The 16,645-nt window shown below is 72.8% G+C and carries 9 protein-coding genes; 2 read left to right on the forward strand and 7 right to left on the reverse strand.

The features are described from left to right. From ACFWN1_RS23350 to ACFWN1_RS23365, 4 genes are all read right to left on the reverse strand, one after another. Positions 1–963 (reverse strand): serine/threonine-protein kinase (locus tag ACFWN1_RS23350; RefSeq protein WP_384365136.1); only part of this gene is annotated, 963 nt, incomplete at its 3' end. 73 nt (positions 964–1,036) lie between these two features. Further along, positions 1,037–2,590: a protein kinase gene (locus ACFWN1_RS23355; protein ID WP_384365139.1), complete on the reverse strand. Its 1,554-nt coding sequence runs from the start codon at positions 2,588–2,590 to the stop codon at positions 1,037–1,039. Positions 2,591–2,758: 168 nt separating this feature from the next. Then, complete coding sequence (locus ACFWN1_RS23360) at positions 2,759–5,176, reverse strand: protein kinase (RefSeq protein WP_384365142.1); 2,418 nt, start codon at positions 5,174–5,176, stop codon at positions 2,759–2,761. A 184-nt stretch (positions 5,177–5,360) separates the two neighbouring features. Next, the gene (locus ACFWN1_RS23365) at positions 5,361–7,304 is read right to left on the reverse strand and encodes a serine/threonine-protein kinase (RefSeq protein ID WP_384365145.1); all 1,944 of its coding nucleotides are present in this window, start codon (positions 7,302–7,304) and stop codon (positions 5,361–5,363) included. Between the two features lie 546 nt (positions 7,305–7,850). On the opposite strand from ACFWN1_RS23365, the gene ACFWN1_RS23370 reads away from it, so the two are divergent. Beyond that, positions 7,851–7,976, forward strand: a complete 126-nt coding sequence (locus ACFWN1_RS23370; RefSeq protein WP_384365148.1) for a hypothetical protein — start codon at positions 7,851–7,853, stop codon at positions 7,974–7,976. Positions 7,977–8,043: 67 nt separating this feature from the next. Here the strand turns inward: ACFWN1_RS23370 and ACFWN1_RS23375 are convergent, their stop codons facing one another. Continuing rightward, the gene (locus ACFWN1_RS23375) at positions 8,044–9,750 is read right to left on the reverse strand and encodes a glycerol-3-phosphate dehydrogenase/oxidase (RefSeq protein ID WP_384365151.1); all 1,707 of its coding nucleotides are present in this window, start codon (positions 9,748–9,750) and stop codon (positions 8,044–8,046) included. Between the two features lie 292 nt (positions 9,751–10,042). Between ACFWN1_RS23375 and ACFWN1_RS23380 the strand changes: the two genes are divergently transcribed. After that, positions 10,043–11,245 carry a nucleotide sugar dehydrogenase gene (locus ACFWN1_RS23380; RefSeq protein WP_384365154.1) on the forward strand — a complete coding sequence of 401 codons (1,203 nt, stop codon included), beginning with the start codon at positions 10,043–10,045 and terminating at the stop codon, positions 11,243–11,245. A 234-nt stretch (positions 11,246–11,479) separates the two neighbouring features. Here the strand turns inward: ACFWN1_RS23380 and ACFWN1_RS23385 are convergent, their stop codons facing one another. Together ACFWN1_RS23385 and ACFWN1_RS23390 are read right to left on the reverse strand one after the other, a co-directional pair. Continuing rightward, complete coding sequence (locus ACFWN1_RS23385; protein WP_384365157.1) at positions 11,480–12,604, reverse strand: GuaB3 family IMP dehydrogenase-related protein; 1,125 nt, start codon at positions 12,602–12,604, stop codon at positions 11,480–11,482. A gap of 365 nt (positions 12,605–12,969) precedes the next feature. Continuing rightward, positions 12,970–15,777: a glycoside hydrolase family 2 TIM barrel-domain containing protein gene (locus ACFWN1_RS23390; protein WP_384365160.1), complete on the reverse strand. Its 2,808-nt coding sequence runs from the start codon at positions 15,775–15,777 to the stop codon at positions 12,970–12,972. Between the last annotated feature and the right edge of the window lie 868 nt (positions 15,778–16,645).

The following is a 16,645-nucleotide window of genomic DNA, read 5'->3' on the forward strand; positions in this document are numbered from 1 at the left end:
GGGGGGGGGGGGGGGGCGGGGGGGGGGGGGGGGGGGGGGGGCGGGGGGGGGGGGGGGGGGGGGCGCGGGGCGGCACCGGGCGCCGCCCCCCCCGCCGCGCAGCCGCAGGGTGCGGGCCGCGGGCGGCATACGGCCGGAGTCCAGGTAGGTGCGCAGCATCCGCTCGGCGTCGGCCGCGCCGAGCCTCAGCTCGGGGTCGCGCTCCAGCAGGCCCCGGACGACGGGCAGCAGGGGCCCGGCCTCGGCGGGCGGCCGGATCTCGTCGGTGACGACGGCGTGCAGGATGCCGCCGAGCGAGTCGCGCCGGAAGGGCGACTCGCCGCTGAGCGCGGTGCACAGCAGCGCGCCGAGCGACCACAGGTCGGACGCGGACCCGCCGCGCAGCCCCGACATCCGCTCGGGGGCGGTGTACTCGGGCGAGCCGACGAAGGACCCGGTCTCGGTGAGCGTCGTGGCGCCCGCGACCCGGGCGATGCCGAAGTCGGTGAGCACGACCCGGTCGGTGCCGGACTCCAGCAGCACGTTGGCGGGCTTGATGTCCCGGTGCAGCACCCCGGCCGCGTGCGCGGTGGCCAGCGCGCTCAGCAGGTCGGCGCCGATCCGGGCGGCCTCGGGGGCGTCCACCGGGCCGTCTGCCGCGATCCGCTCGGCGAGCGAGCAGCCGTCAATCAACTCCATGACCAGATAAGGGCGTTCGTCCTGCTCGACCACGTCGTGCACGACGACGATGTGCGGATGCCGCAACAGCGCGACCGCCCGTGCCTCACGGAAGGAGTGCTCCCGCCGCCTGCGGGCGTCCTCCTCCGACAGGGAGTCGTCCAGGGTGAGTTCCTTGACGGCCACCCGACGGCCCAGCACCAGGTCGTCGGCCCGCCATACGACACCCATCCCACCGCGTCCGATGCGCGCCGCGAGGCGGTAACGGCCCGCGATCACCCGGAGGTCGTGCCCCTCGGTCCCCATGAGTCCCATCATGCCGTACCGGACGTATCCCCTCCGGGGCGCTGACCGGCCAAGGTGCGGCGGGGCGGCCGGTTCACCCCGCCTCCGGCCGCCAGCTCTGCAGCACCCACTGGAACTGGCGGGCCGCCGTCGCCCAGTCCTCGGCCGGTGACGACAGGTAGATGACGTACTCGGTGCCGTCCCGCGAGAGGTACGCCTCCTCGACGGCACGCCGGGGGCCGGCCACGTAGGGCGCGTCCCGCGCGAGCGCGTTCCAGGTGTACTCCCACAGCGAGCCGGGGCGGTCGCGGTAGGTGTTGCCCTCCATCCGGACACGCCGGTAGTCGACCAGACGGTGCAACTGCTGCTCCAGATCCTCCTGGTGCGCGCGGACGTCGGCGAAGTCGGGCGAGGTGTCGACGGCGATGCGGACGAAGTGCCGCCCGTTGTCGGGGGTGTAGTCGATCTGCTTGAGGTCGCCCGAGACGCCGTACACCTCGCGGGTCCAGCCCTTGGGCAGGGAGAGGCTGAAGCCGACCGGGTCGTCGTGCCGCTGCCAGTCGTCCGGGACGGTGCCGGTGCCCGCCGGGCCGGGGCTCGCCGGGCCCGAGGCGGAGGGGGTCGTGGTGGCGTCGTGGTCGCCCCCCCACTGGAGGTAGCCCACGGCCAGACTCGTGCCGAAGACCAGGACGGCGGCGGCGGCCGGCACGAGCCGGCGGACCCGGCGGCCGCGCCGGGCCGGGACGGGTGCCACGGAGGTGACGACGGTGTGCGGAGCCGGGGCGGGGGCGGTGTGCTGCGGGGACGGCGCGAGCACCGGCACCGTCTCCGTACGCCGGCCCGCGGCCGCGTCGTCCAGCATGCGTTCCGCGGTCGGCAGGTCCGGGCGCCGGGCGGGGTCCTTGTGCAGCAGCGCGGCGATGACCGGGCCGAGGGCGCCGGCGTTGCGGGGCTCCTCGGCGTCCTCCTCCACGACGGCCTGCATGGTGCCGAGGGGCGAGGTGCGGCGGAACGGCGAACGGCCCTCGACGGCGGTGTACAGCGTCGCACCGAGCGCCCACAGGTCGGAGGCGGGGCCGGGATCGTGACCGCGTATTCGCTCCGGCGCGAGATAGTCCACCGAGCCGACGACCTCACCGGTACGGGTGATGGTGGAGTCGCCCTCGATCTGGGCGATGCCGAAGTCGGTGAGCAGGACCCGGCCGTCCCGGCCGAGCAGGACGTTGCCGGGCTTCACATCGCGGTGCAGGACACCCGCCGTGTGCGCGGCGCGCAGCGCCCGCAGCACCCACAGGCCGATCCGCGCGGCCTCGCGGGGTTCGATCCGGCCGCGCTCCTTGACCGCGTCGGCCAGCGACTCTCCCTCGACCAGCTCCATCACGATCCAGGGGCGGCCGTCGTGTTCGAGGACGTCGTGCACGGTGACGACGGCGGAGTGGTTGATGCGCGCGGCGGCGCGCGCCTCGGCGCGGGTGCGGGCCAGCAGGACGTGCTGGTCGCTCTCGGAGACGTAGAGCGCCGCGGTCAGCTCCTTGACGGCCACCTGCCGGTGCAGCACCTCGTCATGGGCGCGCCACACCCGGCCCATGCCGCCGCTGCCGATGGAATCGGTGAGCCGGTAGCGGCCCGCCACGAGCTGGCCCTGCATCTGATTCACGTTGCCCCGCAATGCTCTTGTCAGGGTCAGACTATGGACCGGCCCCCGCCCAGGGAACCGGCGGGGTGCCATGGAGTCCGCACTGTGACTGTTGTCGCTTCCGCACCGCCTGCGGAACCGAACCCCCGCCCCCGCGACGGGCTTTGCCGGAGCGCCGGCTCAGCCGGTGTAGCGGTAGGTGGCCGTCGCCTGGTCGTAGAGCCGGGTGACCTCGTCGCGCTCCGCCTCGGGGCCGCGGACCTGCACGATGTGGTACCGGCCGTTCAGCAGCATCGCCATGTTGCGCACGAACAGGTCCCGGCCCTGGACGTCGGTCCAGGTGAACTGCCCCTCGGCCATGACCCGTCCGCCCACCTCGATGGTGCGCAGCCCGGACGCGGTGGCCCAGCTGGAGTCGCGGTAGGGCCGCAACTCCCGTTCCTTGTCCCGCTGGTACACCATCGGGTCGCTGCCGTAGGCCGCGGTGCTGTCCCGGCCGGGCACGACGACCAGCTCGAAGTTCCGGTGCGCGTAGACGACCTGGCCGCTGCCGTCGCGCGGCGCGCGGTCCCAGCCCTCGGCGACGGCGATCTTGAAGCCGGCCGGGTCGGCGCGCAGGGTGAACCCGTCCGCCGCCGTGCCGCCGCCGGTCTGGGTCTCGGTGGCGGGCGAGGAGGCGGTCGGGTCGTCGTCCGGGGCGCTCGCCCCGCCCGACGGCTGCCGCTCGCGAGAGGGCGCGGAGCGCGCCGCCCCGGTCCGGTCACCGCTCTCGCCCTGCTTGGGCATGAACATCACCGCGTACGCCACGGCTCCCGCCAGCAGCACGAAGACGAGCAGCAGCAGGACGCGGCCGAGGCTGCGCGGCGAACCGCCGGCCTCCTGCCGGGCCCGCCTGTGCCGGGCGTGCGGCTGGGGCACGGGCGCCCTGTTCCGGCGGCGCCACCGCGCCAGCTCGCCGCGCCGCCGCACGATCGGCAGCCGGGCCGGGTCGGCGGGCGGCACCGGCACCACATGGGCACCGGCGTCCGGCTCGGGCGCCGAGCGCACCAGCGAACGCAGCCAGCCGCTCAGCTCCTCGAAGTCCAGCCGCTCGGTGGGGTCCTGACGCAGCAGCGACTCCACCACCGGGCGCAGCGGGCCGCACTCCTCGGCGTAGGCGGGCGGCTCCGCGCAGACCAGCTGCACCAGCTCGGCGGTGGACTCCTCGGGGTAGGGCGCGTGGCCCTGGACGGCACGGAAGAGGAGCGCGCCGAGCGCCCACAGATCGGTCGCGGGCCCCACGGGCGCGGCCAGCTGCCAGTTCTCGTGCACCGGCCCGGCCTGCTCGGGCGCCCACCGCTCGGTCACCGGCCCCACGACGGTCATCCGCATGTGCCGCGCCCGCTCGGCGGCGATGGCGGTACCGGGCCCGCGCCGCGCCCCGGCGGACTCCGGCTCGTCCCAGCCGGAGACCCCGGACCCGCCCTGCTGCGCCGGCAGCGCGGGCCGGGGCGGGGCGGGCACGCCCGGCCGGGCGGGGTTCAGCGGGTAGGGCGGCGCCGCCTCCGGCTGGGCGGGACGGGGTGCCGCGCCGTGCCAGGGGCGTCCGGCGACCCCGTACGGGTCGGCCACGGAACCCGGCGGCGTACCGCTCTCCGCCGCGATCTCACCCTCGGCGGGCGTCCGCGCGCCGGGCAGCGCGGTACGGCCGCCCCGCTGCGACTCCTGTACGCGGGCGGCGGCCCGAGCCCCCGCGCGGTACGCGGCGATGGCCCCGGCGCGGGCGGCCCGGATGTCGTCCCCGCTCTCCATGGGTGCGGGGGCCGCTGCGTCGCCGTCGGCGGCGGGCGCGGGCATTCCCCCGGCCACCCGCGCCTGGATCGCGGCACGCCGTGCGGCCTCGGGGTCCGGGTCGGCGACGGCCGCCGTCACGGCCGCACGCGGTACGACACTCCCGCCGGGCTGCCGCTGCTCCGGCAGCGGGTGGTCCTCCGGGCCGTCCTGGGCCGGGACGGGGTCGTACCCGCAGAGTGCCTCCTCCGCCGCGCCGACCGCGAGGCCGGTCAGCATCACCCGGCCGTCGTCGCAGACCAGGACCGTGCGGGAGGTGAGGTTGCGGTGGGTCCAGCCGTGGGCGTGCAGCACGCGCAGCGCCATCACCACGTCGGCCGCGACCTCGGCGGCCCGGTAGGGCGTCAGGGGCTGCTCGGCAAGGAGCGCGGACAGCGGGCGCGCGGCGACCGCCTCGCTGACGATCCACAGCGAACCGCCCTCGGCGAACACGTCGAAGACCTGGTCCAGGCGCGGATGGTCGGGTATCCGGGCCGCCGCCTGCGCGGCCTCCACGGCGCGCCGGACGGCCGGGTCCCTGGGCGTACGGGTGGCGCCGGGGCCCACCGGGGTACGGCGCCCGCGCTCACGCGCGGTGAACCCCTCGGGCAGTCCCTCGGCGTCGATCACCTCGGCCTCGACGACCTCCGGCAACGGCACCTGACGGACCAGCACCTCCTGCCCGCTGTAGGTGTCGAAGGCGTACGTCTCGCCGAGTTCGTACTCGTCGGAGGGTGGCAGCGGCAGGCGGTAGCGGTCGGCGAGCACGCGACCCGCGTAGTCGTCCATGTCCGCCGCCCCCCTCGCCGTCCCGGTCGCCCGCGATCGTTCACCGCCCGTCACGCGTCACACCCGGCTGCGTACGATTCTCAACCATTCACCATACGTGCCGGAGGCGACCCGCACCGGGGGATGACCGATTCCGGGCTTCCGACCCGGGATCGGTCAGGTCACGACTTGGGCTCACTTGGGCTCACTTGGGCTCGAAGGACGTCGTGAACGTCTTCCAGGTGTCCTCGCGCGTCTCGTCGTCCCAGCCGGCGTTCTTCGCGGTGTACATCAGCGCGTGCCCCAGATGGTCGCCGACCACGAAACCCCGGTCGACGGAGCGGTACTTGGTGCCGCCGTCCACGTAGGTGAACTCCCAGTCGGCCGTGTTCCAGCCCCGGTAGTCCACCTTCGCTATGCGGATACGGTCGTACTGGGAGCGCACCATGTAGCGCTCCTGGTTCTCCCAGTCCTTCACCGGGTCGCTCTTGGGCGTGCTGGTCCAGGCGACGAGCAGCTTCTGCCCGTCGGGGCCGGTGTAGCGGTCGCCCGCACCGCTCGTGGAGGCGTACTTCCAGCCCTTGGGCAGGCCGATCGAGTAGCCCTGGGAGCTCTTGCGCGTCGTCACGGCGGACCCGCTGCCGGAGCCCTTGTCCCCGGCGGGACCGGAGGAGCCGGAGGCGGCGTCGTCGTCCTTGTCGCCGCTGCCGCCCTTGCCGTCCCGGTCGCCGCCGGTGCTCGCGGTACCGGCCTCGCCGGAGCGGGAGCCGTCGGGGGCGGGCCCGGAGCCCGACCCGGCCGAGCCGGTGCCCTTGTCCCGCTCGGTGGAGGAACTCGCGCTGGGCGCGGCGGCCTTGGCGTCGCTGCCCTTGTCGTCGTCACCGCCGAGGGTGAGGGCGAGGACGGTACCGAGCACCAGCAGCGCCACGACGATCAGGGTCGCGACGATGACCAGCGTGCGCTTGGGCACCACATCGGTGAGCGACGCCTTCGGCATGGGCCGCGGCGCGAGATCCAGGTCCGGCGGCGGCATCACGGGCCAGCTCGAACTTGGCTTGTTCGTAACGGCGTCCGGCGTGTCGGAGCCTCCGCGTCCACCGGTGCCCGTCGACGCGGCGGCGCTCCCGGGCCGGGCGGCAGCGGCGGCCGACGCCCCGGCCGGCTTGCGGACCGAGCGCAGCGCCCCGCGCGCCTTGTCGCCGGACTTCTCCCGCCGGGTCTCGGGGGAGTCGGGCTGGGCCGGGATCGGCACGACCCGGGTGGCGTCCAGGGGTTCCGGGTCGGCGGCATGGATGACCTTGGTGAGCATGGCCCGCGCGCCCGCGTCGTCGAGCCGCTGAGCGGGCTCCTTCGTGAGCAGCCCCTGGATGACGTCGGCCAGCGGGCCCGCGTTCTTGGGCTCCTCCGGGTTCTCGGTCATCACCGCGGTCAGCGTGGCGATGGCCGACCCCTTGTCGTACGGCGGCACGCCCTCGACCGAGGCGTACAGCAGGCCGCCGAGCGACCACAGGTCGGCGGCGGGGCCGGGCTTGTGGCCGCGGGCCCGCTCCGGGGAGATGTAGGAGGGGGCGCCGACGAGCATGCCGGTGGAGGTGATGGACGGGTCGCCCTCGACCTGGGCGATGCCGAAGTCGGTGAGCACGACCCGGCCGTCCTCGGCGATCAGTACGTTGGACGGCTTCACATCGCGGTGCAGGATGCCCTCGCGGTGCGCGGCGCGCAGCACGTCCAGCACGGCGAGCCCCACCTCGGCGGCCCGGCGGGGCGTCAGCACGCCGTCCTCGCGGATGACCTCGGCCAGGGACTTGCCCTCGACCAGCTCCATGACGATCCACGGCCGGTCGTCCTCGTCGACCACGTCGAAGACCGTCACCGCGCTGTTGTTGCGGATTCGGGCGATCGCCTTGGCCTCGCGCAGCGTGCGCGTGATCAGGCGGCGCTTCTCCTCATCGTCGATGTTCGACGGGAACCGCAGCTCCTTGACGGCCACTGTCCGGCCCAGGGTCTCGTCCTCGGCACGCCAGACCGTGCCCATGCCGCCCCGGCCCAGCACGTCCCCCAGCCGGTACCGCCCGGCGAGAAGACGACGCTCGTTCTTGCCCTGACGAGTCTCCTGACGGGATGAACCCGCCCGCTCCGCCTCCGACATGCGTCCCCTCATGCAACCCGCCCTGACAGAGCCTTCATTGTCCCTCACGCGACAACCGGCCTACGCCCAGGGGGCCCCTGCGGCCGCACCCTCGTCCGGAGTTCCGGCGCACCCCCGGAACCAGACGCTCCGGTTGCCGGGATGACGGCCCCCGACACGGAAGGAGTCAGGGATGACGACCCTTCGGACAGTCCTGTCCATACCGGCTCTCCTGGCTCTGCTGCTCACCCCCACGGCTCCCGGCGCGACTCCCGGCGCCGGATACTCGGACGGTTCGCTCGAACTGCTGGTCAGCGAGGTTGGAGCTCTCGCCCACCACTTCCGCGCCGAGAGCGCCACCAGGGCCTTCCCGGCGACTGTCGTACTCCGACTCGCCAACCCGCCAACCCGCCGCGAAATCCGGCTTTCCCTGTCCGGCACCGCCGAAGGGCACCTTCCCGGATTCCTGCCCCGACTCCGCGCCGGGACACGGCCCTGGGCGAGGAATCCGGCCGCGCCGCCCCCGCCGGTTCGGGCGGGCCGTCTCAGAGGCCTCCCGGGTCCCACGTGTCCACCGCACACCGTGCCGACCGCAGCCGGGTGCTCACCTTCCGGGTGAACACGGACGCGAAGACGGACCCCCGGCTCGAATCGGCCCTCCTCACCGCCGAGTTCTCTCCCCGCACCCGGTAGAACGAGCGGGCCGGGAACGGAGATCCCGGACCCGGCCACTCGTTCGAGTGAATCGGCGTCGGGCCGGCTACAGCGGCACGATGTCCGGCGCGCCCAGCCGGGCCGCGTCCGCCGTCAGGTCGTCCGGCTGGCGCTGGGACTCGCGTTCGGCCTCGACCCGCTTCTCGTAGTGCTCGACCTCGCGGGCGATCTGGTCCTCGTCCCACCCGAGCACCGGCGCCATCAGCTCGGCGGCCTCGCGGGCGCTGCGGGTGCCCCGGTCGAAGGTCTCGATGGAGATGCGGGTGCGGCGGGTGAGGACGTCGTCCAGGTGGCGGGCGCCCTCGTGGGAGGCGGCGTAGACGATCTCGGCGCGCAGATAGTCGTCGGCGTGCCGCAGGGGTTCTCTCAGCGAGGGGTCGGTGGCTATCAGGTCGAGCAGCTGCTCGGCCAGCGAGCCGTACCGGTTCAGCAGGTGTTCGACCCGGGCCACATGGAGTCCGCTGCGGTCGGCCATACGCTCACGGGCGTTCCACATCGCCGGGTAGCCCTCGGCGCCGAGCAGCGGAATCTCCTCGGTGACCGAGTCGGCCACCCGCCGGTCCAGACCGTGCACCGCAGCGTCGACGGCGTCCTCGGCCATCACCCGGTACGTCGTGTACTTGCCGCCCGCGACGACCACCAGGCCCGGCACCGGATGGGCCACGGTGTGCTCGCGGGACAGCTTGCTGGTGGCTTCGGACTCGCCGGCCAGCAGGGGCCGCAGGCCCGCGTAGACCCCCTCGACGTCGTCCCGGGTGAGGGGGACCGACAGCACCGAGTTCACATGCTCCAGCAGGTAGTCGATGTCGGCGCTGGACGCGGCCGGGTGCGCCTTGTCGAGGTCCCACGCGGTGTCGGTGGTGCCGACGATCCAGTGCCGGCCCCAGGGGATGACGAAGAGGACGGACTTCTCGGTGCGCAGGATCAGACCGGTGCTGGAGTGGATGCGGTCCTTGGGCACGACCAGGTGGATGCCCTTGGACGCCTTGACATGGAACTGGCCGCGCTCCCCCACCAGCCCTTGCGTGTCGTCGGTCCACACGCCGGTGGCGTTGACGACCTGGCGGGCGCGGATCTCGTACTCCCCGCCGCCCTCCACGTCCTCCACCCGGACCCCGACGACCCGCTCGCCCTCGCGCAGGAAAGCGGTGACGCGGGTGCGGTTGGCGACCCTGGCCCCGTAGGACGCCGCCGTGCGCACCAGGGTGGCGACGAAGCGGGCGTCGTCCACCTCGGCGTCGTAGTACTGGAGGGCGCCGACCAGGGCGTCCTTGCGCAGGCAGGGGGCGACGCGCAGGGCACCCCTGCGGCTGAGGTGGCGGTGCGTGGGCAGACCCCGGCCGTGGCCGCGGGCCATGGACATCGCGTCGTAGAGCGCGACGCCCGAGCCCGCGTACAGCCGCTCCCAGCCTCGGTGCTGGAGGGGGTAGAGGAACGGCACGGGTTTGACCAGGTGCGGGGCGAGCCGCTCCAGCAGCAGGCCGCGCTCCTTCAGGGCCTCGCGCACGAGGGTGAAGTCGAGCATCTCCAGATAGCGCAGGCCGCCGTGTATCAGCTTGCTGGACCGGCTCGAGGTGCCGGACGCCCAGTCGCGCGCCTCGATGAGGCCGGTGGACAGGCCACGGGTGGCAGCGTCCAGCGCGGTGCCCGCGCCCACGATGCCGCCGCCGACCACGAGCACGTCCAGTTCACGCTCGGCCATCTCCGCCAGTGCCTCGGCGCGCTGCGCCGGGTCGAGGGTCGCTGTCCTCACCGCTGCCTCCCGCTCTCGCGAACCCGCTGGTGGGCCCCGCCGGTACGGCGCGGACCCCTCGTCCCTCCTCATGCCCAGAACCTCTTGCTCAAAAGTGTGGCGGTGTCGGGCGGCATCGGCCACCACGTGCTCCTCACCTGGGGAAAACCCGGGCGTATCAGCACGAAGACACACGAACACAATCACACATAACGGTCATATTTGTACCTAGTCTGACTGTGCGCTCGCTCGTGCGGTCCACAGGGCTTGCGCACCATTCCCCCTTCGGCTACTGGGAAGGACGGCCCACGCCATGCCCGCAGATCTCGCCGTCATCGGACTCGGTCCCCACGGCCTGCCGCTGGCCCAGGCCGCCGTCACCGCAGGCATCTCCACCCTCGGTTACGCCACCGGCCCCGAGGCGGGGTCCCTCAGCCCCGCCGAACTGCGCCGGATGCACGCCACCGGCTTCCGGCTCGGTACCGACCCGGCCCAGCTCGGCCGGGTCCGCACCGCCGTCATCTGCGCACCCACCCCGCGCGGCGCCGACGGCGAACTCGACCTCGGACAGGTCGAGGCGGCGGCCCGCACACTGGCCGGGCGGCTGCGCCCGCACACCACCGTCATCCTGGAGTCGGCCGTCCTGCCCGGCACCACGGAGGAGCTGCTGCGGCCGATCCTGGAGCGGGGCTCGGGCCTGCGCGCCGGACGCGACTTCCACCTGGCCTACTCCCCCAGCCGGGTCGACCCCGGCAGCCGCGACCAGCCACCCGCCCCCCGGGTCATCGGCGGCCTCACCCCCGCCTGCACCGAGTCCGCCGCCGCCTTCTACGGCCGGCTCACCGACAAGGTGGTCCGCGCGCGGGGGCTGCGCGAGGCGGAGGCGGTACGGCTGCTGGAGACCAACTTCCGGCACGTCAACATCGCGCTCGTCAACGAGATGGCCGTCGTCTGCCACGAACTGGGCGTCGACCTGTGGGACGTGATCCGCTGCGCGGAGACCAAGCCGTTCGGCTTCCAGGCGTTCCGGCCGGGCCCCGGCGTCGGCGGCCACGGCGTCCCGCAGGACCTCACCGGCCACGCGAGCCGGGGTCTGCGCATGGTGGAGCTGGCCCAGCAGGTCAACGAACGCATGCCGCACTACGTCGTCCAGCGCGCCGCCGCCCTCCTCAACGAACACGGCAAGTCCGCCCGGGGCGCCCGAGTCCTCCTCCTCGGCGTCACCTACAAGGCCGACCTCGCCGACCAGCAGGCCACCCCCGCCCACGAGATCGCCGTCCGCCTGATGGAACTCGGCGCCTCCGTCAGCTACCACGACCCCCACATCCCCGCCTGGCACGTCCTGGACCGCCCGGTCCCCCGCGCCGACTCCCTCTACGAGGCCGCCGCCGCCGCCGACCTCACCCTCCTCCTCCAGCCCCACCGCACCTACGACCTCCAGGGCCTCTCGGTGAAGGCCCAGCTCCTGCTGGACACCCGGGGAGCGACTCCGACGGGGGCGGCGCACCGGTTGTGACAGCAGGCGCGCGGGAGCGGTGCGCCTGAGAGTGGTGGCACCGGACCGCACCCCTCGCTATGGTGGCCACACAGGTGGAGCCCACCGCGGCGGCTATCGCCGCAGGCTCCTGGATGGATCACAGAGAGTGTCCACCCCTTGTGTCTTTGGGGGCGGACACTCAGCATCCGAAAACTGGCCTGCACACAGAAAGGCCCGGTCAGGATGACCGAGCCCTCTGCGTGCGAAAAACGCTCAGCGGCGGTGCTGGCTGTCCGCCACCGTCACCTCGACCCGCTGGAATTCCTTCAGCTCGCTGTAGCCGGTGGTGGCCATGGCGCGGCGGAGGGCGCCGAAGAAGTTCATGGAGCCGTCTGGAGTGCGGGAGGGGCCGGTGAGAACCTCCTCCAGGGTGCCGACGGTGCCGAGGTCGACCTTCTTGCCGCGCGGCAGCTCCTCGTTGACCGCCTCCATGCCCCAGTGGTGGCCCTTGCCGGGCGCGTCCGTGGCACGGGCCAGCGGGGAGCCCATCATCACCGCGTCGGCGCCGCAGGCGATAGCCTTCGGCAGGTCGCCGGACCAGCCGACCCCGCCGTCCGCGATCACGTGCACGTACCGGCCGCCGGACTCGTCCATGTAGTCGCGGCGGGCGGCGGCCACGTCGGCGACCGCGGTCGCCATCGGGACCTGGATGCCCAGCACGTTGCGCGTGGTGTGCGCGGCGCCGCCGCCGAAGCCGACCAGCACACCCGCCGCGCCGGTGCGCATCAGGTGCAGCGCGGCGGTGTACGTGGCGCAGCCGCCGACGATCACCGGGACGTCCAGCTCGTAGATGAACTGCTTCAGGTTCAGCGGCTCGTGCGAGGAGGAGACGTGCTCCGCCGAGACCGTGGTGCCCCGGATGACAAAGATGTCCACGCCCGCGTCGACGACCGCCTTGGAGAACTCGGCGGTGCGCTGCGGGGAGAGCGCGGCGGCCGTGACCACACCGGCGTCCCGCACCTCCTTGATGCGCTGCCCGATCAGCTCCTCCCTGACCGGAGCCGCGTAGATCTCCTGGAGGCGGCGGGTGGCCACCTCGGCAGGCAGCCCGGCGATCTCGTCCAGCAGCGGCTGCGGGTCCTCGTGCCGGGTCCACAGGCCCTCGAGGTTGAGGACGCCGAGGCCACCCATCTCACCGATGCGGATCGCGGTGGCCGGGGAGACGACCGAGTCCATGGGAGCGGCCAGGAACGGCAGCTCGAAGCGGTAGGCGTCGATCTGCCAGGCGATCGAGACCTCCTTCGGGTCCCGCGTACGGCGGCTGGGGACGACGGCGATGTCGTCGAAGGCGTACGCCCGGCGGCCGCGCTTGCCGCGCCCGATCTCGATCTCAGTCACGTCATGCCTTTCCCTTGTGCGTTTCAGCGTCTCCCAGTATCCCCGACCGGACCGGCCGGGGCCGTCGCCGATGACGCGGAGGGCGGCCCCGGGGACCTGGAACCACCCTCGTCACAGGGCACGGTCCGACGACTCCCGCCGGTCGGGCGAGACCGATGCTCGGACGCGGCCCAGATCCCGGCGGGCGAGGGGCGGCTCGTGCCTGGCGTCGCCCGCCCGGCCGAGCCGAGTCCGGCATGGTCCGGGCGCGCCGGTCCGCCGACGGTGAGCGGCGCCTGTGGACGACCCGCGGAAAAGCCCTGCGGCGCATCCAGCAAGGCGGGACGGGCGTGTCACCGGCTCGCCGGCCTTCCGCCTCTACTCCTCTACTCCTCGAACAAGAAGTAAAGGGTGCGCTGGTACGTACCCGTCGCGTTGTTCGGCTGGCCAGCCGGCCCGACGGATGTGGCCGGGTGGAATTTGTTGCCGATCGCCGGGATACCGTCGAGAAAGGAGAGGTCTCCGCCCGGGAAGGGGGCGGCGGCGTACTGCGCGTCCGCCGGCTGGGTGGGCGTGAACAGCCGCAGGAAGACGTTCTCCTGCGCGGAAGCGACGGTGATGGTGCCCTCGGTGGTGTGCAGCGACGCCCAGTAGAAGTCGGAGTGGTAGCCCTTGAACTCCGGGTAGACGAACCCGGTCCTTCCGGTGGCGGTGTCGTTGTGGTCCTTGGTCCACACGTCGGTGGCCACTCCGCGCAGCCGGTTCTTCCATACCCGGTACGGGCCCCGTCCCAGCCAGGTAACGCCGGTGACCTCCGACTCCGGATAGTCGAAGTTCACGCCGAGGAAGTCGTGGGTCCCGGTGAGGCTGTAGACGTAGTCCAGTCGCAGCCAGCCGTTGGCGTCCAGGCGCCATCGGGTTGACCGCAGATCGCCGGAGTAGGCGGCGGTGACGGTGTGGGCGGCACCGTCCTGGGCGTGGGTCAGGCTGGTGAGCGTGCCGGTCCCGGCCGCCAGGGCGGGTCCGTTGGTGAGGGAGATCGTGGTCCCGTTCCGGGTCACCGCGCTCAGCCTGCCGGAGGCGCGGGCGATACTCACGGTGGTGGCGCCGGCGGTCATCCTGATCTCGTCGCCGGTCTGGACCGCGGTGACCGGGGGCGCGCCCGTGACGGGCGTGACGATCCGGGCGGTGTGGTCGACCGCCTTCCTCACGGTCCACACCCAGCTGACGATCTCGGTCCCCGAAGGATCGGTGACGGTGAGCCTGAGCGCGTCGGCGTCCTTCCACGTGGTCGGCAGGCCGAGGGCCAGTTTCCCGGTCGCACCGGGCGCGATGTCCGGGCCGGCGGTGGTGCCCTGGGCGACGACCCGGTGGCCGGTGCCGTGTCCGGGAGTGGCGTAGTCGACCAGCTGCCAGGTGAAGGCGCAGGCGGAGATGTTGGTGAAGGCGTACCGGTTGGTCAGGCCGACGGTGCCGTCAAAACCGGAGGGGAAGGTATTTTCGTAGTACGACCGGCTGGTCAGCTGGACCGGTGACCAGATGTCCCGGATCGTGTAGTAGCTGCCTTCCTTCTCGCGGAAGGGGCCGACGACACCGTCGGGTCCGCGGTTGCCGTTGGTGTCGATCGAGCCTCCGCCGTCGTCGCGCTGGATGCTCTCGTCGATGAGAGACCAAATGAATCCGCCGGCGGAGTGCGGCGCCGCGGCCATCAGGGTCCAGTAGTCGTCGAGTCCCGCTCCGGCTCCGCCGTCGTACAGGCCGTGCAGGAACTCGGTGGGCATGAAGACCGTGGAGCCCGCCAGTTTGGACTTGACCGCGTCGTAGGTGGGGTAGTGACTGGTGTCCACGCCACCGAAGGTCGTCCACGGGTGAAGAACCGGCCGCCTCTGCGGGTCCCACGAACCGAACAGAGGATCGAGCGCGGTGTTCCAGCCCCCCTCGTTGCCGTTGTCCCAGGCGATGACCGATGGGTGGTTCACGTCCCGGGTGACCATCGCCTGGACCAGAGGTGTGCCCGCCGCGGTGTCGTAAGCGTGCTGCCAGCCGGCCAGCTCGTCGAGCACGTACAGTCCGAGCTCGTCGCACAGGTCCAGGAAGAACGTGTCCGGCGGGTAGTGCGACATGCGTACGGCGTTGACGTTCATCTCCTTCATCAGGGAGATGTCCTCGCGAGCCAGCCGGGGACTTGAGGCACGGCCCAGGGTGGGGTGGAACGTGTGCCGGTTGATGCCTCGTAGCTGTACCCGGGTGCCGTTGACGTAGAGCCCGTCACCCGCGCGTACCTGGACGGTTCTGCAGCCGAACCGCTCGGTGACCGTGTGCCGCCGGGCGGTCCGGTCGTCCGACAGAGTCACCTCGGCCTGGTAGAGGCTGGGTGTCTCAGCGGTCCAGGGCCGTACGTCGGCGATGGTGGTCGACAGCGTCACCCGCGTGGTGCCCGCCGGGGCAGCCGCGGAGAAGGCGCCACCGACGTCCGTGCCGTCCAGGGTCTTGATCTGGGCCGTCACCCTGCCGCTTGCCGTGTTGCCGGCCAGGTACACGTCCGCCGAGAACGAGCCGCTGGACTCCGCCCTGATCGCGACGCGGTCCACCCGCGCCCCGGGGAACGCCTGGAGGTGGACCGGCCGGAAGATGCCTCCGAAGTTCCAGTAGTCGCCCTGGCGTTCGGCCCGGTTCACCGAGTCCTCGGCGGAGTCCTTGGCGACCGTCACCTCCAGCAGATTGGACTGTCCCGGACGCACCAGAGACGTGACGTCGTAGCGGAAGCGGTAGAAACCGCCCTGGTGTGTGGGGCCGGCCGGGACACCGTTCACCATCACCGAGGTGTCGGTCATGGCGCCTTCGAAGACCAGGAACAGCTGAAGCCCCGCCCACGACGCGGGCGGGGTGAACGTGTGCCGGTAGTGACCGCTCTCGCCCGGGGTCAGCGCGCCGCCGTAGTTGTACGTGCCGTAACCGGAGAACTCCCAGTTCGACGGGGTCGGCAGCGTGCCCCACTCTCCCCTTCTGCGCCCGGCCGTGCACATGAACTCCCAGGGCACCGTGCTGTCGGCGTCGGTGCCCGTCAAGTACATGACCTGTGTCGTTCCGGCGTCGGCCGCCCGCGCGACGGCGGGTTCCGTCCGCGCCGCGCTGAGGGCGGTCAGGCCCGCGGTCGCTCCCAGCGCCAGGAACGTGCGCCGTTGCACAGTCACTGAGACCTCCTGAACGGAAAGAGGACGGCATCGTGCGGCTACGAGCGTGCGGACCGACCGGAAGGGTGGGGGTGGCCGGTCTCATTGGTGCTGACAACGTTGTCGGACCCTGGTCGGAGGGTCTGACCGAAAACGGCGCGGGAGCCTTGACCAGGTTGCCCGGCCGACAGTCCCGCTCCGACGCTCCCTCGGGTTCCCGCCGACCGACAACCGGGGCGCGAGCCCCCGGGCGTCCCGAAAGTATCCAGGGCCTGACGGCGCGTCAAGCGGAGGAGCACACTCTTTCGCCGCTCGCCCGCCGGACGTCCGCAGCGGGTGATCCCACCCCCGCTCCTGCTCCTGTCTGCCGGAAGTCGGGGTCCGTTCCGGGGGGTTGACCGCGAGGAGAACAGAACCGCACACTGTGCAACCACTTCCCGGTGGCATCTGTGGCGTGAACCACGGAACACGCCTGCTGCCGTCCCCCTCCCCCCACGGGCCAAGGACAAGCGCATGCGCCGTGTGTGCCGTACGCCGGCCCATCGCGGGCACCGGCGCCGCTCGTTGCTCTCACCCGACGGCGCCCGCGCCGATGCTCCGGTCTCGCGGACGGCGCGGGCCGCGTCGCCCGGCCGCGGCCTGCCGACGATGTCGGCGATGTCGGCGATGTCGGCGGGTGACTGCGCCCCCGGCCCGATGACCGTTCCACCCAGCGCCGTGCGCACGGCTCGCCGGTCTCCGCACACGGCGAACGGCGCGGCCGCCCACCCCCACCGCAAGGAGTTACGCGTGCCTGGAATCCTCTACCGGCGGCGAGAGCGACTGCCCGCCGCCCTCGCCGCCGCCCTTGTCGCGGTGGCCGCCCTGGTGGCCGCCCTCCTGGCCGGCC

This window comes from Streptomyces sp. NPDC058459, assembly GCF_042721685.1.
Taxonomy (GTDB): domain Bacteria; phylum Actinomycetota; class Actinomycetes; order Streptomycetales; family Streptomycetaceae; genus Streptomyces.